The 20,980-nt window shown below is 52.7% G+C and carries 17 protein-coding genes; 11 read left to right on the top strand and 6 right to left on the bottom strand.

What is annotated here, in order from left to right; all coding sequences use genetic code 11:
* Positions 1 to 3: 3 nt before the first annotated feature.
* Positions 4 to 4,218, top strand: coding sequence for a translocation/assembly module TamB domain-containing protein (locus tag NQF86_RS03495; protein ID WP_266116205.1), 4,215 nt, complete (start codon positions 4 to 6; stop codon positions 4,216 to 4,218).
* Between the two features lie 69 nt (positions 4,219 to 4,287).
* Positions 4,288 to 4,932 (top strand): YceI family protein, encoded by a 645-nt coding sequence (locus NQF86_RS03490; protein WP_266116204.1) that lies wholly within the window; start codon positions 4,288 to 4,290, stop codon positions 4,930 to 4,932.
* A 230-nt stretch (positions 4,933 to 5,162) separates the two neighbouring features.
* Here the strand turns inward: NQF86_RS03490 and NQF86_RS03485 are convergent, their stop codons facing one another.
* The 3 genes from NQF86_RS03485 to NQF86_RS03475 form a co-directional block, all read right to left on the bottom strand.
* Positions 5,163 to 5,963, bottom strand: a complete 801-nt coding sequence (locus tag NQF86_RS03485; RefSeq protein WP_266116203.1) for an SDR family NAD(P)-dependent oxidoreductase — start codon at positions 5,961 to 5,963, stop codon at positions 5,163 to 5,165.
* Between the two features lie 85 nt (positions 5,964 to 6,048).
* Positions 6,049 to 6,639 (bottom strand): CarD family transcriptional regulator, encoded by a 591-nt coding sequence (locus tag NQF86_RS03480; protein WP_266116202.1) that lies wholly within the window; start codon positions 6,637 to 6,639, stop codon positions 6,049 to 6,051.
* A 93-nt stretch (positions 6,640 to 6,732) separates the two neighbouring features.
* On the bottom strand, positions 6,733 to 7,608 hold the full coding sequence (locus NQF86_RS03475) for a bestrophin family protein (RefSeq protein WP_266116201.1): 876 nt from the start codon (positions 7,606 to 7,608) through the stop codon (positions 6,733 to 6,735).
* Between the two features lie 111 nt (positions 7,609 to 7,719).
* Between NQF86_RS03475 and NQF86_RS03470 the strand changes: the two genes are divergently transcribed.
* Both NQF86_RS03470 and fghA read left to right on the top strand, forming a co-directional pair.
* Positions 7,720 to 8,841 (top strand): S-(hydroxymethyl)glutathione dehydrogenase/class III alcohol dehydrogenase, encoded by a 1,122-nt coding sequence (locus tag NQF86_RS03470; protein ID WP_266116200.1) that lies wholly within the window; start codon positions 7,720 to 7,722, stop codon positions 8,839 to 8,841.
* Positions 8,838 to 9,689, top strand: coding sequence for an S-formylglutathione hydrolase (gene fghA, locus NQF86_RS03465; RefSeq protein WP_266116199.1), 852 nt, complete (start codon positions 8,838 to 8,840; stop codon positions 9,687 to 9,689). Before NQF86_RS03470 ends, fghA begins: the two co-directional genes overlap by 4 nt.
* Before the next feature lie 55 nt (positions 9,690 to 9,744).
* Here fghA and hisI read toward each other — a convergent pair whose 3' ends face one another.
* Both hisI and ygfZ read right to left on the bottom strand, forming a co-directional pair.
* A complete protein-coding gene (hisI, locus tag NQF86_RS03460) occupies positions 9,745 to 10,167 on the bottom strand; it encodes a phosphoribosyl-AMP cyclohydrolase (protein WP_266116198.1) in 423 nt (140 codons plus the stop codon).
* Position 10,168: 1 nt separating this feature from the next.
* Positions 10,169 to 11,008 (bottom strand): CAF17-like 4Fe-4S cluster assembly/insertion protein YgfZ, encoded by an 840-nt coding sequence (gene ygfZ, locus NQF86_RS03455; RefSeq protein WP_266116197.1) that lies wholly within the window; start codon positions 11,006 to 11,008, stop codon positions 10,169 to 10,171.
* A gap of 84 nt (positions 11,009 to 11,092) precedes the next feature.
* Here ygfZ and NQF86_RS03450 point away from each other — a divergent pair, with 84 nt between their 5' ends.
* The 5 genes from NQF86_RS03450 to NQF86_RS03430 all read left to right on the top strand — a co-directional run bounded on the left by NQF86_RS03450 (position 11,093) and on the right by NQF86_RS03430 (position 16,799).
* Positions 11,093 to 13,477, top strand: coding sequence for a cache domain-containing protein (locus tag NQF86_RS03450; RefSeq protein ID WP_266116196.1), 2,385 nt, complete (start codon positions 11,093 to 11,095; stop codon positions 13,475 to 13,477).
* Positions 13,474 to 14,292 (top strand): MlaE family ABC transporter permease, encoded by an 819-nt coding sequence (locus tag NQF86_RS03445; protein WP_266116195.1) that lies wholly within the window; start codon positions 13,474 to 13,476, stop codon positions 14,290 to 14,292. The genes NQF86_RS03450 and NQF86_RS03445 overlap by 4 nt, the downstream gene beginning before the upstream one ends.
* Positions 14,292 to 15,026 (top strand): P-loop NTPase family protein, encoded by a 735-nt coding sequence (locus tag NQF86_RS03440; protein ID WP_266116194.1) that lies wholly within the window; start codon positions 14,292 to 14,294, stop codon positions 15,024 to 15,026. The genes NQF86_RS03445 and NQF86_RS03440 overlap by 1 nt, the downstream gene beginning before the upstream one ends.
* Positions 15,027 to 15,099: 73 nt before the next feature.
* On the top strand, positions 15,100 to 16,008 hold the full coding sequence (locus tag NQF86_RS03435; protein ID WP_266116193.1) for an MlaD family protein: 909 nt from the start codon (positions 15,100 to 15,102) through the stop codon (positions 16,006 to 16,008).
* Complete coding sequence (locus tag NQF86_RS03430; RefSeq protein ID WP_266116192.1) at positions 16,005 to 16,799, top strand: hypothetical protein; 795 nt, start codon at positions 16,005 to 16,007, stop codon at positions 16,797 to 16,799. The genes NQF86_RS03435 and NQF86_RS03430 overlap by 4 nt, the downstream gene beginning before the upstream one ends.
* Positions 16,800 to 16,872: 73 nt before the next feature.
* On the opposite strand, the gene bioB is transcribed toward NQF86_RS03430, so the two are convergent.
* Positions 16,873 to 17,868: a biotin synthase BioB gene (bioB, locus tag NQF86_RS03425; protein ID WP_266116191.1), complete on the bottom strand. Its 996-nt coding sequence runs from the start codon at positions 17,866 to 17,868 to the stop codon at positions 16,873 to 16,875.
* Positions 17,869 to 17,989: 121 nt separating this feature from the next.
* On the opposite strand from bioB, the gene NQF86_RS03420 reads away from it, so the two are divergent.
* Positions 17,990 to 18,817 (top strand): ferritin-like domain-containing protein, encoded by an 828-nt coding sequence (locus tag NQF86_RS03420; RefSeq protein WP_266116190.1) that lies wholly within the window; start codon positions 17,990 to 17,992, stop codon positions 18,815 to 18,817.
* 30 nt (positions 18,818 to 18,847) lie between these two features.
* Positions 18,848 to 20,950 (top strand): M13 family metallopeptidase, encoded by a 2,103-nt coding sequence (locus NQF86_RS03415; protein ID WP_266116189.1) that lies wholly within the window; start codon positions 18,848 to 18,850, stop codon positions 20,948 to 20,950.
* Positions 20,951 to 20,980: the final 30 nt, after the last annotated feature.

Raw genomic sequence — 20,980 nt, 5'->3', positions numbered from 1 at the left:
TGGATGCGCAGACTTTTCCGATACGGCCTTTACTGTCTGGGGGGTATGGCGTTCCTCATTGTGTTGGCTCTGGTGGGAATCAATCTTCCACAGACTAAAAGGCTGCTGGAGCGGAAACTGCCGGACTGGACAGGCGGGATGATACAGGCCGAAGGGGTGGAGGGGATTGTCCCGTGGCATCTGGCGTTGTCTCATGTCGTTCTAAAAGATCCGCAGGGCGTCTGGCTGGAAGGGCGTCATGCTGATCTTCGGCTTGGTTTGCTCGCCTTGCTGCATAAGCAGGTTCATATACGCAATCTGTCTGCGGAAGAATTGGATTATATACGTAATCCGTCATTCCCATCCGATCCGAATGCGCCGAAAACCTCCTCGACATCTCTGCCAAATTGGGGGGTAAAGCTCGACCGGCTGGCCTTGTCCCGTCTGATGGTTGGGAAGGATGTGTTCGGGCAGGATGCTGCCTTGCAGATTGAGGGTAAGGCGGCGCTTGAGAGTCTGAGCGCTCTCTCTGGGGTTCCTGCCTTCACGCATATGACGGAGGCCAGCCTGTCCTTGACAGCGCAGCGACTGGATCATCCGGCACATTTGCAGCTTGACCTGCGGACGGGACGTCATGAAGCGGACGGTCAGCTTCATTATGACGAGGATGCGCAGGGCTTTGCATCATCGCCGGGTGGGCTGAATGTTCTGGACCCTCTGGCGGTCGATCTTTCTCTGCATGGTCCTTACGGTGCTCTGAAGACACAGTTGGCCGTGAAAGCGGCTACCCAGCAAGAGACGCCTTTGACGGCCGATATGCAGGGGAGTCTTGATCTTCTGCATCTTACTGATGATTTGACATTGGCTTTTCATGCGCCTGCTATGGTGATCCGCCCCGGCATGGGGTGGGAAACGCTGGATATGAAGGCTGCTGTACAGGGTGCGATGCTGGACCCGCATGGGACAGTACAGCTTGATGGTACAGACCTGACGGCATCCGGTGCTGGGGTGGAGCGCATACATTTCCAGCTTGGTGCTCAGAATGGGGGGATACAGGCCCTTTTGGCACGGGATGCAGCTGCTCTGAGGCGGGTGCTGGTGGGACGGCCTTTAGGAGATGATAGCAGACTGTCTCTATCGGCTCGATTGGATGGGATTAGCTTGCCCGGTAAGGCATCTACAATTCTCGCCGCTGCGCCGCTGACGCTGGAAGCCACCATACAACCTTACCACGAGGATAGACCGTACCAGATAGATGTTGAGCATGATGCTGTGCATCTCGGCATGACGGGCACACTGACATCCAATCTGACAGGACATATGCAACTGGATATGGACAGATTGCCGGACCTTACGGTTTTGCTGGGGCAAAACTTGTCTGGTCTAGTGCATGTGAGTGGGGATGTGTCCCTGCCGCTGGGCCATCCGGGTGATATGACAGCGGCTCTTGATGGTCAGTTTGGGTTGAAGGAAGGGCCTGCTCCAGCTGTAGCCTTAATTGCCGATCAGGGGACCTTGCATGTCAGGGTGAAGCGTCAGGACGATGGTAGCATCCATCTGGAACAGGCCACTTTGGGAGGAAAAGCGTTTCATCTGGAGGGGAATGCCCTGTTGGATCAGAAGCAGGTTCTGTCTTCTTCGTTGAAACTGTCTCTTTCTGATATGATGGCTCTGAATCCTGCTTTGAGAGGACACCTTTTTCTGGATACGGCCGTGGAAGGGCCGCTGACTGACCTTGCCATGAAGGTGCATCTGACGGGGCGGCTCGGTGTCGTGCATTCCGGTACGGTTTTACCAGAAGCGCCGTTGGATATGCAGGCGGATCTGATTCATCTTCCGTCTCAACCTCAAGGAACGGTGCAGGTGAGTGGGGCGCTCGACAGCTCTCCATTGAAGTTGAGCATGGAGTTTGCCCGCAAGGTTGATGGTGAGGTGACGGCCAAGCTCGACACGTTGACATGGAAAGACCTTCAGGGGAGGGCCGCACTAACTTTGCCTGCTGGCCGTCTCATCCCACAGGGGGATGTAGAGCTGCGTGTTTCTCGTCTGGATGGATTCAGTCGCCTGTTGGGGAGACCGATGACTGGCCATGTTCAGTTGGGGCTTCATACGTTACCCGGTGCCGGGAAGAATGATTCTGGTGGCTTACATGATCGTCTGCATCTGCTGGTTGATGGTCAGTTCCGTATGGGAAGTTATGCCGTCAATGCGTTGAATCTGAAGGGGGATGTCCAGCATTTATATGAGGACCCTGTTATTGACATGGGGCTGAAACTGTCCGGTCTGCGTGTCAATGAGATGACAGGAGACCTACAGGTGCTTGCGAAAGGGCCGCAATCGGCCCTTGCGATACAGGGACATGGGGCTCTTGATCATGTCATGCAGTCTTCAGCTCAGTTCAGCCTTGCAGCATTGGTCAATATTCCGGGGCAGGAAGTGCATCTGAATAAGCTCTCCGCCGGGCTGAAAGGTGATGAAATCAAGCTGCTTTCACCGGCAGTGCTTCATTATGGGCAGACACTCTCGGTTGAGCATCTTTCGGCGGAACTGCGCCCTCCTCATGGGATTGCGGGACGTGTGTTTCTGGATGGAAGTTTAAAACCTGAGCTAGCTCTGGAGGCACGGCTCGAGCGTATCACGGCGGCACTGGCAAAACCGTTTGTGGCATCTCTACCTGTTGAGGGTGAGTTTGCGGCGGCGGCCAAGTTGAAGGGCAGTCTAACAGCCCCGGAAGGGCGCGTGACTCTTGATGGTAAGGGAATTCGTTTCATCAGTGAGGCAACTGATTCGCTCCCAGCGGGACGGCTGCATGTGCAGGCTGATATGGACGGGAAGCAGGCTCATTTGCAGACGGAATTGAGGGCAGGAGACCCTATAGCGCTTCTGATAGCGGGACAGATTCCTCTCAAGCCCGATGGTGCTTTGGGTGTGACGGCCAAGGGACGGGTTGAGCTGTCTGCTGCCAATGCTTTTCTTGGTACTGGCGGGATGGGAGTTGGCGGACAGTTGAGTCTTGATCTCGGTGTGAAGGGCAGTCTGCAACAACCTCAGCTTTCTGGTACGGTGCAGCTGCATGGTGGGTCTTTTGACCATTTTGCCGAGGGTGTGCATTTGCATGCCATGGATGCCGTTCTAACAGCACGGGGTGATGCGCTGAATGTAGAGCATTTTACGGCTCGGGCAGGACAGGGAACATTGGGCCTGACGGGGCAGATTGGTGTTTTGCATCCGGGGCTGCCTGTAGATCTGCGTTTTGCCATGGATAAGGCACAACCTGTGCAGAGTGATATGCTGACAGAGGAGATTAACAGTCGTCTGCATATCTATGGTCAGGCCACAACACGTCTTGATGTTGATGGGAATATTACTGTGCCAGAGGCATCTATTACCCTGCCAGATTCGATGCCTGCTTCTGTGCCACAGTTGGAGGTGATTACGCCAGATCAGGCGAAGACTGTGACACGTCCGGCTCCTAAGCTAGTTATTGGGTTGAATATTGATTTCATCTCACCGGAGAAGCTGTTTGTTCGGGGGCATGGTCTGTTCGCAGAGATGCAGGGCAAGCTGCATATTGGTGGTGTCAGTTCCGTACCGGTGATCACGGGGGGGATCAATCTGAAACGTGGTAATTTCAACCTGGCAGGAATTAATCTGAACTTCACTTATGGGCAGGTCGGTTTTAACGGAGCGAGTGCGGCACATAAGCTTGATCCAACGGTGGATTTCCGGGCAGATCGGAATGCCAATGGGACGTTAGCAAGCCTGTTGGTGCGTGGATATGCAAGCAATCCGAAGATTGATTTTGTTTCTAATCCCAGCCGTCCCCGTGATGAAGTGCTGTCCATTCTTCTGTTTGGTGCAGATAGGAGCTCTCTGTCGTCAACACAGCTTGCGTCTCTTGGGTTGGCTGTTGTGCAGATTGGTGGTAGTTCTGCTTTTGACCCAATGGGTAAGGTGCGTAGCTCCCTTGGTTTGGATCACCTCGCCATTGGTGGCGGAAATAGTGTTGGTAATGGCGCTGCCAGCGTTGAGGCGGGAAAATATGTCATGAAAGGTGTGTACGTAGGTGCCAAGGAAGGTCTCTCTGGCAAGGGGGCTCAGGCCCAAGTGAAGGTTGATCTGACAAAACGGTTACAGCTCAACACAACTGTAGGGACGGGAGGGCAGGTTACAGGATTTACGACACCAGAGAATGATCCGGGGTCCAGCATCGGGCTGTCTTATGGGATAGATTATTAGAGACCGTCCCTATAGACAGGAGAGGGGAGATACCTCCATGCTATCGGTCATCAAAGGGAAGGACTTGTCATGCGTTTTCGGTTACGGACTGTTTTTGCGGCTATAGCTCTGTCCTGCTCGTTCCCGATGGTTGCCTCTGCGCAGGTTGTGACGGATTCTTCCCAGATTCAGCCGGGGTTTTACAGGGTTGAGCCGCAGCATACGCAGATTAGTTTCTCAGTGCTGCATTTTGGTTTTACCGTGTTTGAGGGATTGTTTTCTGGAGTTTCAGGTATTCTTCAGCTGGACCCCAGTCAGCCAGAGGCCTCCAGCCTGTCGGTGTCTGTTCCGGTAGCATCGGTTCTGACAACAAACAGCAAATTGATGACAGAGCTGAAGGGACGTGAATGGCTGGCAGCCGAACAGTTTCCCAAGGCCGAGTTTGTATCTGTCAGTGTGAAGCAGACAGGGAGGGATGACGCCCTCGTATCAGGCAATCTGACACTGCATGGAATAACCCATCCTGAGACATTGCGTGTTCATTTCGTTGGGGCAGGGGTCAATATGCTGGATAAGAAGTACACGGTCGGATTTGATGCTACTATGGTGATCAAGCGTAGCGATTTTGGTATTAAGATGTTCATACCCTATGTCAGTGATGAGGTAGAGCTGAGAATAGCAGGTGCTTTTGAGAAGCAGAGTTCTATCTCACCAGCGTCACAGGAAAATAGATAATTTCTGTTTGGTTCTTAGCAGGCTCGTCATTCTTTCTTTAAGGTGATGAGCCTGTTTTTAAGCTTGTTCAGTTGGCATAATCATATTTTTTTTATTTCAAACATACAAAGCAAAGAAACGAGGAGGGGGAAGTACAGGCGGCAACATCGCTATACACAAATGTTTCAGGACTAAAGCTGTTTATATAGCTCCCTCCTCACAAAAGAGGAGGGAGCGGAGCGGCCTAGAGATCAAGAGGACCAGTTATGTTCAAAATCTCCATAAAGCGTCAGGCCGCCATCAACATAGAGCGTCTGACCCGTAATATAGCTGCTTTCTTCAGATGCCAGAAAGCCCATTGCTTCAGCAATTTCATTACTATTGCCGGGGCGCTTCATGGGGATATGGCTTGCAACAGCTTCATATTGTTTGGGGTCTTTTACCCATGAATCATTGATCGGCGTAACAATGGCTCCGGGAGCCACAGTATTGAACCGGATCCCACGGGATGCATATTCAAGAGCCAATGTACGAACAATATTGTCCACGGCCCCCTTGGATGCTGAATAACCCAGATAATGCGGTTTTGGAATCAGCTGATGGACGGAGGAATTAACAACGACCCGTCCTTTAACGTCATGCTTCAGCCAGTAACGCAGAGCAGCGCGGCAGCAGAGCATAACACCTGTTACGTTAACGGCCATGACGCCTTCAAAATCAGCCAGTTTGATATCTTCAGATGGTGAAGGAATCTGATAGCCCGCATTGCAAATCAGAATATCAAGGCCGCCCATGGCTTCGATGCTTTTCTGAAAAATACTGTCGATGGCATCTTCCTGAGAGACATCACCCGCAACGATGACATGATCACCACTGGAAACTTTAGGGAGAGTTTCCCAGACAGCTTTCAGCTTGTCTTCTTTACGTCCATTGATGGCAACTCGTGCACCATGCTGGGCAAAATATTGTGCAGTGGCTTCACCGATCCCCTGGGATGCTCCAGTGATCAGAACCTTCTGTCCCTCAAAACGCTTTGATGACGCTATGGACATGATTTAGAACCTTTTCCCGTTAGGATTCTGAAGAAAGAATCCCCCTCCCAGAATGACGAAGAAATAGGGGAGGGGAAGGCTAGAATCAGGCGTTTTTCATGGTCTGGGTCAGATCTTCCAGAACCTTAGCCGGATCCTTATTTTCCAATACGGCCAACTCAGCGACAAAACGCTCCTGAGCTGCCTCAAAAAGTTTACGTTCAGAAAAGCTGCCGTCAAGACTATCAACATTGCGGCGAAGATCACGGAGAACCTCCGCAATCTGGACGAGATCACCTGAATTGATCTTTTCCTGATAAGCAACGGCCCGGCGTGCCCACATGCCACGGCTGACATGAGGTTTACCTTTGATGACGGCCATGGCCTTGTCCACAATCTCACGCGTGGCGATCTTACGCAGACCGGACTTGCGTGCCTTGGCCAAGGGAATGCGCAAGGTCATCTGATTGCCGGGGAAGGAGATCTGGATCATCTCGATTTTTGTATCGGCGATCTCTTCCTCACCAATCCGGTCGACACGACCTACGCCATGAGCGGCATAAACGATGGAGTCTCCCTCACGGAAAGGATTCTTTTCCTGTTCGGGGTCTTTCTGGCGGGCGGTGTGTTCAGCGGCGGCACGGGCCATCTCATCAGTCACACCGCCCTTCTGGGGCATTCTGAAACTGTTGTTCATAGGGGAAATAATATCAGAAAGAGGCTACTCTGTCTTGCCTTACCTAATGACTGGTTTCTTTCCCCTACATGGTCTCTTTCTGCCGATGGAACCTCAGGGAAGCTGACCAAAGCGTGGGACTGGCATGGGGTGGGATTCCAACCCCAATGGCTGGAGCAGATCACGTTCGATCGTGCGGCTCATGGTCAGCATAGGCAGGGCATGAGGACTATTCTTGAAAGGCTCCTGAAGATTTCTCCCACTACGGTCAAGCATCTGAAAAAGCACACCAATGATGCTGGAACCAAGTGGAGTAATCCACCCTAATGTCTGTACGGCAGACAGTGGAAGAAGGATGCAGAAAAGATGTGTGACGACATTGGGCAGAATGGAATACTGCACCGGCAGGGGAGTATTGCGGATACGCTCCAGCCCCCCTTGAGCATTGGCGAGATCGGAGAGAATGCGGTCGATGGTGCCGTGAACGGCCCCATCCACGTTCCGTTTCTCAACGAGCTCCCGGACGGACTGCCCAATTCGGTAAAGAAGGGCATTAGCCGGGTTACCGCAAGAAAAGACGAATCGATAGGTGTCGTCATCCAGCAGGGTGCGGATAGCATCATCTGGCTTATTGCCACTCAGGGATGACTTAAGAATGTACGGGTAGGCGGCCATGGCACGAGCAAGATCGGGCTGCCCACCAAGGAGTGACTCGACCTCTCTGCCAAAAGAGCGGCAGTTGTTGGTCACAGCTCCCCATAGGGTTCTTCCCTCCCACCAGCGAGCATAGGCTGCGTTGTTGCGTATGCCCAGAAAAATGGCCAAGGCAGACCCCATGAGAGAGAAGGGCAGAGCCGGCTGCTCCATCCATTCCTGATGGAAAATCTGAAAGAGGATAACCACCACACAGTCCCATCCTGTCAGGATGACCAACGGCGGAATGATTTCCCGGAACAATATGGAAAGGCCATAGCGGCGTTTGATGATCAAGGTGGCAAATTCCTCACATACGGAGTGGTGAATATGTCAGGGCTTGAAGCCCGCTCATTCTGTGGCACAATTCAGGCCAAAGAAACAGCGACAGATCAGGATTATTAAGAAATGGACGTTCGCGCCGCAATTGCTCTCGAAGCAGGAAAACCACTGGTCGTAGATACGGTCCAGCTGGAAGGCCCTCGTGATGGGGAAGTTCTGGTGGAGATTATGGCCACAGGGCTGTGTCACACGGATAAATACACGCTCTCCGGCAAAGACCCGGAAGGGCTATTCCCCTCCATTCTGGGGCATGAAGGTGCCGGGATCGTGCGGGAAGTCGGAGCTGGCGTAAAACATCTGAAGCCCGGCGATCATGTGATTCCTCTCTACACGCCGGAATGTCGTGAATGCCCGTCCTGCCTATCCCGTAAGACAAATTTGTGCACATCCATCCGCAGCACGCAGGGTAAAGGGCTGATGCCGGATGGAACGACCCGTTTTTCCTATAAAGGGAAACCCGTCCATCATTATATGGGCTGCTCCACTTTCGCCAACTTTACGGTTATGCCGGAAATTGCTCTGGCAAAGATTCGTTCTGATGCCCCTTTCGACAAGGTTTGCTACATTGGCTGTGGCGTGACGACCGGCATCGGGGCTGTTCTGTTTACGGCGAAAGTTGAAGCAGGCTCCACGGTAGCCGTTTTCGGGCTTGGTGGTATTGGGCTGAATGTCATTCAGGGTGCCAAGATGGTCGGGGCCAACCGCATTATTGGTATTGACATCAACCCTGAGCGTGCCGCTATGGCTCGTAAGTTCGGTATGACTGATTTCGTTAACCCCAAGGAACTGGGCGAGAAGGGCGATCTGGTTGCTCATCTCATCGAAATGACCGGCGGTGGTGTTGACTATACCTTCGAGTGTGTAGGTAACGTGACCCTGATGCGTCAGGCTCTGGAAAGTGCCCATCGTGGTTGGGGTGTATCCTGCGTGATCGGTGTTGCTGGTGCAGGGCAGGAGATCAGCACACGGCCGTTCCAGCTGGTGACGGGCCGCCGCTGGATTGGTTCTGCTTTCGGTGGTGCCCGTGGTCGTACAGATGTACCGAAAATCGTGGATTGGTACATGGAAGGGCGTATCAACATTGATGACCTCATCACTCATGAGATGAAGCTGGATGACATCAATAAGGGCTTCGAGATGATGGAGCGTGGTGAGGGCATTCGTAACATCGTGAATTACACATTATGACAGAACAGCCATTCACATTGGTTGAACGTCATGCGTGCTGTGGGGGAGAGATACGCTGTCTCTCCCATCAGTCGCATGAGCTGGGATTGCCTGCCCGGTTCAACCTGTTCCTGCCAAAGAAGGCATTGGCCGGTGAGGCCGTACCTGCAGTGTATGTGCTGGCGGGGCTGACCTGCAATCAGGATACGTTCCTCATCAAAAGCAATGCCATCCGCTATGCTGCTGAGTATGGCCTTGCTCTGGTAGCACCGGATACGTCCCCACGAGGGGCTGATGTTGCTGGTGAAGATGAGGCGTATGACCTGGGGACAGGAGCAGGCTATTATGTCGATGCCACGTCAGACCCATGGGCAGCTCATTATCGCATGGGGTCCTATGTTCGCCATGAGCTACCAGCTTTTGTGGAAAAACATTTCCCCATAAAGGTAGGTCGCCGTGGAATCATGGGGCATTCCATGGGGGGAATGGGAGCTCTGTCCGTTGCTCTCGGTGATGCTGAGGCATGGACGACCGTGTCTGCTTTCGCCCCTATCGCAGCACCTTCGCGGGTAGATTGGGGACAGAAGGCAACAGCTACCTATTTTGGTGGGTATGAAGCAGAGTGGGGGCAGTATGATCCTTGCCTTCTTCTGCAAAGTGGACGGACCCATCCGGGGATGTTTCTAGTTGATCAGGGGCTTGATGATGAATTTCTTACTCGTCTGAGACCTGATTGGCTTGAACAGGCAGCCAGAGATGCAGGTCAGTCCCTGACGCTGCGCCGCCATGAAGGCTATGACCATTCTTACTGGTTCGTGCAGAGTTTTATTCAGGACCATCTGAAGCATCATGCTGAGGGGTTACTTTGATCGTCCCCCTGAGGTGAAAAACCCCTCTCCACTATTATGGAGAGGGGTTTTTTTATTAGGAAGATACTTTCTCCCCATAGAGAGTTTCTGGCCTGATATCCGGTTCAGTCAGGTTCGTGATTCCGGATGGTGTCAAGGCTTGGTAGAAACAGCTGCGGCGTCCCGTATGGCACGCAACACCTTTTTGTTGGACGGTTAGAAGAAGGCAGTCTGCATCGCAATCCAGAGATGCGGCCAGAAGATGCTGTTCCTGCCCAGAGCTTTCCCCTTTACGCCATAATTTGTTGCGGCTGCGGGAGTAATAGCACACCCGGCCGGTCTTCAGCGTTTCGGCCAGAGCGTCCCGGTTCATCCATGCCAGCATGAGAACATGACCAGCTTCATCCTGCGCTATGGCGCTGATAAGGCCCTGCTCATTGAACTGAACCTTGTCTAACAAGGTGTCGAGAATGGGGGATGTAATGGGTTTCCATGTCATATCAGGGTGCTTTCTCTTGCTGGGTGTTCTCATCTTTGGGAAGCCAGTCTGGCCAGTTTAGTGTTATGGTCTGTTGCCCCAGCATCAGGCCAGATGCAGTCCATGCTTTGCGATGGAGCAGGGCTAATCCGTATTGGCCATCATGAGACCGAAGCTCGCCAACATCCTGCCCTTCGAGGGTAATAATGCCTTCTTCAGATAGAGGTTTTCCATCAGAGGAGGTGATGGGGAGGATTCGTTTTTTGATGAGGCCCCGATAATGCGTACGGGCTGTGACCTCCTGTCCCAGATAGCAGCCTTTTGTCCATGAAACCCCATGGAGATGGTCCATGTTGGCTTCCAGCACGAGCGTCTGACCGGCAATTATGTCGTTATCATCAGGGATGCCAGCTAGAAGACGGCGAGTCAGTAGGGTGGTATCATCCGCATCTGTTGTCGGTAGGGAGGCTGGTACGATGGCACGCCAGCCTAAAGCGGGATGGCGTGGGTCCATTGTATGGAGGGTGGCCCCTTCTGGGGGGGCACTGTCAGGAGGGCCAGTCAGGATGGCGCTGTCCTGACGCTCGATCTGCACATCGGCACGTAGCCTGAACCGGCGGAGTGTCTTGATGAAAGAGTCGGCCTGTTCTTCTGGAAGATCCATCAGAAGCGCCGTTTCGGTCTTCCAGAGGAAAAAGAGCGTTTGGATACGCCCTTGTGCATTGAGCATGGCTGCCCAACAGCTGGCATTGAGTGAAAGAGTCTGTATATCGTTGGTTATGAGGCCATTTAGAAAGCTGATACGTTCATTTCCTGTTAGTGAAATGACAGCACGGCGTGAAAGATGGTTGCGCTTCATCATTGTCCGCATGATAGTGGTGAATCTGGGAGAGGGAACTTCGCCCTATTCCAGCATGGGATACAAGGTATCATTTCGGGATACCGGATGACCAAAGGGGATTTTAGAGCCTTGGCAACAGATGAGATCATCAATCCTGCCATTGATACCACAGGGCGCCGCTGGCAGCTGTTCCAGTTCATCGGGCCAATTCTGGGTGTGTTCCTCGTCATTGTGACAATTGCCTTTGTCACACTGTATACCTATCGGACCATGCGGGAAGGGGCGATCACGCTTTCGCGAAATCTGCTCAGGAGCCAGCAGCGCTACATCACCGAGGAGGTTAGCCACTATCTGTCGCCTGCGACTGGCATCTCATTCATGGCGAGTAATATGCTTGCCAGTGATGACATAAAGCTGAATGCGGCGACCTTCATGGCGTTGGGTCGTTCCGTCTTGCGGGGGATGCCGCATGTGGATAGTTTCTACATGGCGGACGATCAGGGTCATTTCTGGATGTCGACCCGCCGTGAAGGTGAGTATGAGGAAACAACCCTACAGCAGGAAGACGGGGCTCCTTATTACCGGCACAGGATCACAGATAAAGACGGCCGTCTCATTTCCACCGATAGACTTTCGGCAGAGGGATATGATCCACGGCTGCGCCCATGGTTCACGGGTGCCATTCGTTTTGAGAACAGGTCACCTGATAACCGTCTGTACTGGACAGACCCTTATCCGTATCTGTCGACTCATCAGTTTATTGTTACGGCCTCTCTGGCATTTCATACGCTGGATGGTCGGCATGTTGTTTTTGCCATCAGCATCTCTCTGAACCAGCTGACGAAATTCGTTAACAGCCTCAAGGTGGGTAAGAGCGGGCAGGCTGTCATTGTGGATTTGAGTGGCCATGTAATTGCTGGTCACAACATGATGGATATAGGAAAGCCGGGCTTTGATGCTACCGATGTGCATCTGGATCCTAAGACGCAACCTGTATTCATTCGGGCATTGAATGTCTTTCGTGTGATGGGTGACGGCACGGGGATGGTCAATGCCAGAGGTGAAGATTACGTCACCATTGCATCTGCCATGCCTCTTGCCAAACGCTCATGGGTGCTATTGCTGAATGCGCCTGAAAGCGATTTTGCAAGCTTTACGCACGTTGTTCAGAAGCAGGCTGTTTATTTCTCTCTTGTTATCGTTGGGCTGGCTTTGGTCCTTGCCATGGGGCTGATCTATCAGGGGCGGCGTGTTGAACGGTTACAGAAGGGGCTGAGTTCCATTGAGGTGAAAAAGAAGGAGGACAATGCTGTTCTTCTCAAAATTACCAATATGGATGGGCTGCTCAATTCCGAGCAGGAGCAGCCTTATTTCTGTGAAGCTTTGGCAGAGCGGGCCGTAGCCCGCCGGGCCAGCATATGGCGCCTGCTTTCTGATGGTGACAGGCTTCTCTGTGAAGATATGTTCGATCGGGAGAAGGATGCCCATGGCTCCGGCATGGAGCTAACCCGGAATGGGCATCCTGGCCTATTCGAATATCTCGATGGGGGGCATTCCATAGACCTGCGTGATGCAGAAGGGGATCAGCGGTTTCAGAGCGTGCAGCGTGTTGTCATGCGGATGATTGGAACTAGCCATCTTTTCTTCATGCCTGTGATGGAGGAACACCGCCCGGTTGGCGCTATTATGCTGGAGGACCCTATCCAGCTTGGTGAAGTTGATCGGGTCATCATGCTCATTTCGTCTGTTTTGGCGGTTCGTTTTGGTCAGGTGCAGGAGGAAGAAAAGAAGATTGCCTCCGAACAAGGGCAGGCATCCGCATCTCTCGCTACAAGAGCCTCCAGACCTCAAATGAGGATCGTTGAAGGCTTTATTCTCCGTCCTGATGAAAATGAGGGGTCTGATCTTCCATTGCCGGGTCTGTACCCGACTGTACCGATCATGGTGTTGGAGTTCTTCGAGTCCTATTCGTCCAACCGTGATACAGCTCAGGCTATGCTGGAGCTGGTGGCTGAGCTGGCCGAAAAGATTGAAGCGATAGCCAAAGATCGCAGCCTGTTCTCCATTCAGGTGGCAGGAAACCGCTTCATTTTTCTGGGAAGCTGCATGCAGGAGCCGGATGCTGAAGGGGCTGTCCATCTTGCAGAGGCGGCCATCGGTATCCGTGAAGCGTGCTTGATGGTTATCGCCCAGATGAATACGCAGCTTATGTTCCGGATAGGGATAGATATCGGCTCTGTTCTTGTGGCGCATTTCGGGGAAAGGCACGATATTTTCAATCTGTGGGGTGAGGGGCTGACGATGGCTGAAGCTCTTGCCCACAATGCCCCTGATGGCGGGCAGATACAGGTTTCCGAGCGTGCTTATCAGACATTGCAGGGGCTGTTCCTGTTCCGTCTGCGGGGCGAGTTCTTCCTGCCTAATAATGGGATTGCCAATAGCTACATTCTGGCAGGTAGAAGCGAGAGTGGCGTGGTAGGGAAACGATGAATTTCTCGGAGCGTTTTGCCATCATCAATAGCGGACTGGCTATTCTTGGGCGCTTCTCCCGGTCTCAGCCCCGTTTCTTTCTGATCATGATTGGTGGGGCTTGGGGTGTTCTCTATGAGATGCTACACCCCAGCGCATGGCGCCGGACGGTTCTTATTGAGTTCCGGCGCAACCTGCGTCAGCTCGTTGGTAGCGGTTTTTTCAGCGTGGTGGTTGTGGCGTTTATCACCGGGCTGGGGCTGGTATCGCAGGCTGTGTACTGGCTTGGTTTCGCTGGCATGTCTCAGATGACGGGTAGTCTTCTATCCAGCGTTTTGTTGCGGGAAATTGCGCCTATTCTTGTGGGGGTTATCCTGCTTGGGCGTTCCGGTATGCTGATGCTGACCGAAATGGGGAACCTGACAACGGGCGGGCGACTCAAAACTCTGAGTGGGATGGGGATTGATCCTTTTCTGGCTTTTGTCGTGCCCCGGACGATTGCCACGACTGTGAGTGGCATCACGCTAGGAACGCTGTTCAGCGTGATTGCCCTAGCTATGGGTTATGTGGCCTGCTGGATGAAGGGGATCGTCACCGTGTCGATCTGGTCCTTCATCTTTGAGGTCATCAACAGCATGCAGCTTGTTGATTATGTGGGTATTCCCCTCAAGTTTCTTCTGAGTGGGGCTAGTGTTGGGCTCTGCTGCTGCCTTTCAGGTATGGATGTGACTTCAGAAGATAATCTGACAACATTCCTGCCACGGGGCTTCTCTCGTGGAATCATGTCCATTCTTGTCATCAACGTGCTTGTTGACATTGTTCTGGGGAGCTTCTGATGCCTGAGAAGACGACCCTTTCAGAAAGTGGTTATGGCTTTGTCCTCAAGCTGGATGACGCCATTCCTGTATCAGATTCTACGGGACTGCCGCCGGTAAGGTATAATCTTTCCATAGAGCCGGGCGAATGTGTGTTTGTGGAATGCAGGGATGATGTTCGGGCCGCTCAGTTCACGGATTTCTGCGCCGGGCTTCTTCCTGTCAAGAAAGAGGAGGAAGCGAACGGGAAGCAGGGAAGTGTCAGCTGTATGGGGTTGAATTGGGCAGAGCTGGATGAACGGCGTGCCCAAGCCCTGCGTGGTCGTATTGGTCGCATCACAGGTGATAGTGGCTGGATAGACCTCTATGAAATGCATCTGAACATCCTCTGGCCGAGCCTGCATCATAGCCGTACGCCTTATGACAAGCTGGTTGCGGAGGCTGTTCATCTTTCCCAGCTTTTTGGTCTACCGGGTCTGCCAACGCAGCTCCCTGAAAAACTTTCACCTCTTGATAGGAAACGTTCTGAATATGTCCGGGCCTTCATGAACAGACCTTCCTTGCTTTTGCTGGAAAACCCGGTCAGTCTTGGTGCGCCTGTTGAACTGTATAATGCCTTTTTTACAGAGTTGACGGTGGCAAGGGAGCGGGGCTGTGCGGTCCTCTGGATTGGCTCGGAGCGGTCTGCTTGGGCAGGTTATGCCAGACCCGGCATGCAGCGTTTCCGTCTTGGTGGTAATGGTCTCATAAAGTGAGAGATATGTGATGCGTCCCCTGCTTTTTCGTCGGCGTACCGGTCTGGCAGCTCCTCTGTTCAGAAGTTCTTTCATGGATGAATGGGTAGGGCTGCTCGTTCTGTTGGCCATTGTCATTTTGACGGCCTCACTGGTGGAGGTCGGGTTCCTCAAACAGTGGCTGACCCCGGCAGGACGCATTCATTTTGTTCTTCCGGAAAGCGGCGTGGCTGGTTTGGCTGTGAATAATGACATTGAGGTCATGGGTGTTCGTGTGGGGGAAATACGAAAACTCGACCTTAATGAATCGGGCCGTATGTACGCAGAAGGGACGATTGAACCTCATTTTGAGCGTTTTATCAGGAGTGATAGCGTTGCGACTATTAAACGCCGTCTGGTGGTCGCTGGAGCGGGGTATATCGAAATTACCCGTGGGCAGGGTGAGCCGCTGAATTGGGGCTATGCCGTTCTAAATACCAATGTTGAGCCCAACCCTGCGGATATGATTGTCCAGACGCTGATTGATCTGAGGGCACAGCTTCTGCCGGCCATGAATAACGTAGTGGAGATTACCAAGCAGGCACGGGAGATCATGGTTGATCTTCATGCAGGTAAGGGAACAGCCGGTGCCCTTCTGACAAAAGAAGAAACAGCCCAGCGTATCAATAGCATCCTGCTTTCTCTGAATCAGGCTATTGAGAATGTACAGCCGCTTGAGCGTAAACTCCAGATCACGCTGAATGAGGCTAATGGCACCATGCGGGACGTCCACGGCATGACTACTGGGTTGAAAAAGTCTGTTCCTGACATGAACCGTACCGTTCATAACGTGGCTGAAGCAACAGAGCAGCTACCTGCTGTTTTGGCTGAGGCTGAGGCAACAGCGGACAGTCTTCGTCAGTTGAGTGACCAGCTGCGTAGCCTGTGGATTCTAGGGGGGCATAGCAGTGGTCATAAACATCGCCACAGCCGTAGGTTGCCGGCTAAGGAGGTTAGACAATGAGGCGTCCTTTCCTTCTTCCCGCTTTGTCTCTTGCGCTATCTGCCAGTCTTCTTGCCGGGTGTTCTGGTGGAAAAGAGGCGTGGGAGGATAGCCGCTACGCCACTATGATGCAGGCCGGTGATAGCGTTTTTAAACTGGGCTATATCAAGCAGGCTCGTCAGCAATATGCGACAGCTCTGGACCGGGCATTTTTGAGCAATGATCCGCAGGCTATTCATGATGCTGGCTTTAATCTGGCTACAAGTGAGTTGCGGCTGAAAGCTTATGATGACTGTCTGGCAACTCTGCGTAAGGTCTCTGATGCGTTAACGGTAAGAGGCTGGACAGATGCACGGCAGGCTGATTTGCATCTTGTTCGTTCGTCTGCCCTTTATGAGCGGCAGCAGTGGCAGGCTTCCGAGGAGGAAGCTCGGATCGCCAAAACAAGCGAGGATGGATCAGTCAGCCTTGAGGCATATGGGATGATCGGTCTTGATGCAGCGGAGCTGTCCGATAGGGCTGTTCTTGATGATGCCATCAATCATCTCTCAAAAAGTAAGGCAGAAGAAGATCAGGCAAACCTGCGAGAGTTGCTTGTACGCCGGTTGATGATGGATCAGCAGTGGCAGCAGGCAGCTGATGAAGCTCGTTCTCTGGCCCAAGTCAGAGAGGAGGAAACAAATTACGAGGCCATGCGCCGGGCTCTCCTGTTGGAAGCACGGGCTTTACGGGCAGCAGGGCAGATTCAGGCGGCTGATAATGTTCTGCGTCAGGTGGCGGATAGCCAGAAAATGCAAGCCAAAGAACAATAAGGATGAGGATATAAAAAAACGCTCCTGACTAGGTTGCAGGAGCGTTTTTTATATCTTGTTCGATAAGCGATGCTCAGGCCGTAGCGCTGGTCTGCATCGTGGGGCTCATGCCGAGCATGGCCAGCAGCTCGGTATCCCGGTTCTGTGCGGGGTTCGGGGTAGTAAGAAGTTTTTCTCCCCAGAAGATGGAATTGGCTCCAGCGAGGAAGCAGAGTGCATGTGTGGATTCAGACATGTTCTCACGTCCTGCGGCCAGACGGACATGGCTAGCTGGCATCATGATGCGCGCTGTGGCGATGACACGGGCAAAGGTGATGGGGTCCACAGTGTCTTCATCAGCCAGAGGTGTTCCTTCAACTTTTACGAGTAGGTTGATGGGCACACTTTCCGGGTGGGTTGGTAGATTAGCCAGAGTCGTGAGAAGGCCCGCACGGTCCTGTGTGTCTTCTCCCATTCCGATGATACCGCCACAGCAGATTTTGATGCCAGCATCCCGCACATTTGCCAGCGTATCCAGACGCTCCTGATAGGTCCGGGTGGTGATAATCTTGCCGTAGAAATCCTCTGAGGTATCCAGATTATGATTATAATAATCTAATCCGGCTTCCTTCAGGCGGGCGGACTGGCTGGGTGTCAGCATGCCAACTGTTAGGCATGTTTCCAGTCCAAGCGCTTTGACTTCTTCCACCATACGGCAGACAGCATCAAGGTCTCGGTCCTTCGGGGCACGCCATGCGGCCCCCATGCAAAACCGGCCAGCCCCAGCCTCCTTAGAGCGTTTTGCATCGGCGATAACACGCTCCAGCGGCATGAGCTTTTCGGCTTCCATACGTTTATCGTGATGGGCGCTCTGAGGGCAGTAGGCGCAGTCCTCCGGGCAGCCACCGCTCTTGATGGAGAGCAGAGTTGATATCTGTACTTTTGTGGGGTCAAAAAATTGGCGATGCGCCAGCTGGGCCCGGAAAATGAGCTCCGGAAAGGGTAGCGCAAGCAGGGCTTCTGCTTCTTCGCGTGTCCAGTCGTGCCGGAGGGTGGCCGTCTGTGGCGAGGGGCAGGTCTGTTCAGTCATCTAGCTTTTGTCTCCAGGGTTGGCCGCCTACACCTACCCAAAAGCGGCTCAGTATGCCATCTGAAAAATATGGCACATACATGAAGTGTTAACGCCATTATGGGAAAGAGGGTGTGTCTCTATGAAACATTGGCAGATTGATCAGATGGACTGGGCAGCTTTTGATGCGACAAAAGTGAATCCAGATATCCTTGCGCTTGTGAAGGCTGCCTCCGTGGTGGAGCGTAATGCACGGGACTACACGCATTATCTCCAGAACGTGTTTCATGATGATTCTGGCTTTAGTGATGCAGCAGAGAACTGGGCTGAGGAGGAGGTGCAGCACGGTGATGCGCTGGGTAAATGGGCCATGCTGGCTGACCCTGAGTGGAATTATGAGGACGCTTTCAATCGATATAGGGAGGCCTATAAGATCGATACGGAAGTTTCATCATCTATTCGTGGTTCTCGTACGGGAGAGCTGATTGCCCGTTGTATGGTGGAGACAGGAACATCTTCTTTCTATACGGCGTTGGCTGATGCCACGGAGGAACCTGTCCTGAAGGCTGTCTGCAAGCAGATCGCCGCTGATGAATACCGTCATTTTAAGCTGTTCTACGATAATATGCATCGTTATCTGGAACGGGAAAAGCTGGGACGGTGGTTCCGCCTGCGGATTGCGCTGAGCCGTGTCATGGAAAGTGAGGATGATGAGCTGGCAACGGCTTATTACATAACCAACTCATCTGGCGTACAGCGTTACGATCACAAGAGCTGCATTGCGGCCTATATGGCGCGTGCCTTGTCTTTCTACCGCCAGAAGCATCTTGATCGTGTCACGGCCATGATTCTGAAAACATCGGGTCTGACCCCACATTCCAGGATGCAGAGATGGTTGGCGAAAGGTCTTCATGCTCTGATTTCATGGAAACAGAAGTCTTTTGCTCGGCAACTGCTTCAGCAGAGCTGACGTCATCTTTTATTCTCTGGAGGGGGTATTATGAAGGTTCCATCATTCCGTTCTGCTCTGAAACAGTGCAGCATTCTCATGGTCATGGGAGCTGGGATTTGCATGGGAGGTCATGCTGCTGTGGCTTCTGCACAGTCACCGTCTGCCCGGGCCTACCAGAATGGCTGGGGTTTTGATCAGGCGGGTATGGATCCGGGAACCCCACCCGGTCAGGATTTTTTTACATACGCCAATGGTCGTTATATTCGACAGCTGCATATTCCTGATGACATGAGCAGCTATGGGCCGTTCCATACTCTTTTCGAGCTGTCGCAACAGCGTCAGAAGAATCTTCTGGAAAAGCTTCTTCCTTACGCTGAAGTTGAAGATGAGAGAGGAAAGCTGGCCACATATTACAGCAGTTTCCTGAACCAGAAGGCCGTTGATGCCAAGGGGAGTACGCCTCTGGCCGCAGAGCTGGAGCAGATTCGTCAGTTTGGCGATAGTGCGTCTCTGGCTCGTCTGTTCGGGCAGGCATCTGGCTCACTGATGTTCAGCCCGTTTGCTCTTGATATTGAACAGAATCAGAAAGATCCTGAACATTACATGCTGATGCTGGACCAGGGCATGAGTATAGGGATTAGCGGCGGATTGGGGTTGCCTGATATCAGCTATTATACCAATCCAGCCCTTGCTCCTCAGAAGAACGCCTATCGGGCTTATGTAGCAAAGATGCTTGCCTTGCTGGGTTGGGCTGATCCTACCAATAATGCTTCGACTGTGGTGGCTCTGGAAACGGCTCTGGCGAAGGTAGAAACGCCTCGCGACCAGACTCGTGATCCCGTGAAGATGTTCAATCCCATGACAGTGAAGGCTCTCATTGCATTAGCGCCTGATGTGGATTGGATCACCTATCTGCGTACTATGGGCCTGCCAGAAGCAGGGCTGATGGAGCGGGTGATTGATGTCAGGGAACCGCAGTCTATCGCCGCCATGACGAAGATAATTGCTAGCACGGACCGGGCTACCATTCAGGCATGGCTGGCGTTTCATCTCGCGGATAATGCCGCCCCTTACCTGTCTCATGAATTTTCGGATGCATCGTTCAACTTTAATGGTCGGGTTCTAACAGGTGTTGCCAGACAGCCTGTACGGTGGAAGCGGGCTGTCCGAGCAACCAATACGGCTATGGGCTGGGCGCTAGGCCGTCTATATGTTCAGGCTTATTTTCCGCCCGAAGCAAAAGAACGGATTACCGCCCTTGTTCAGGAACTGAAGGCAGCTTTCCGGGGGCGGTTGGAGCATAATGATTGGATGGATGCCTCCACCCGTAAGGCTGCTTTGGTCAAGCTCGATCATTTTGCCATGCAGGTCGGGTATCCGCATAAATGGTGGGATTATTCGTCATTAGTCATTAAGCCAGATGATGTTTATGGTAATGCGTCACGCAGTGTCGCTTTCAACTGGCATCATCGCCTAGATCAGCTTGATCGTCCTGTGGACAGGGACGAATGGGATATGACCCCGCAGACGGTCAACGCCTATAATGACCCAGTAAAGAATGAAATCGTCTTTCCGGCCGCTATTCTGCAGCCACCCTTCTTTGATCCTAATGGAGATATGGCCGTCAATTATGGTGGCATTGGCGGTGTCATCGGGCATGAGATGAGTCATGGTTTTGACGATCAAGGGCGCCATTATGATGAACATGGTCGCCTTCATGACTGGTGGAGCCGTGAATCGTCTCGTGCGTTTGAGGCCAGAGCCAAAAGACTTGGTGCACAATATGACGCCGAGGAAGTGCTTCCGGGCCTGCACGTTAATGGCGCCATGACAATGGGTGAGAATATCGCTGATCTTGGTGGGCTGAATCTGGCGCTTCAGGCCTATCATGACAGCCTGCACGGCAAGCCCGATGTTTCAGCCCATGGCTGGACGGGGGACCAGCGTGTCTTTCTTGGCTGGGCTCAGGTTTGGCGAGAGAAGGATCGGCCTGATGCCCTACGGCGGCAGGTACTTTCTAACGAACATGCTCCGGCTACAAGCCGGGTTAATATGCCAGCTCATAATATCGACCTCTGGTATGAGGCGTTTGGTGTGAAAGCTGGTGATAAGCTGTATCTGGCTCCCGAGCAGAGAGTGAAGATCTGGTAACTTTGTGGGGTAAAGAACCGTTCCAGGAAG

Origin of the sequence: Bombella pluederhausensis (assembly GCF_026385525.1) — a bacterium.
In the GTDB taxonomy this organism is placed as follows: Bacteria; Pseudomonadota; Alphaproteobacteria; order Acetobacterales; family Acetobacteraceae; genus Bombella; species Bombella pluederhausensis.
Note: the sequence above shows the minus strand (reverse complement) of the source record. Positions and strands in the feature narration are given on the sequence as shown.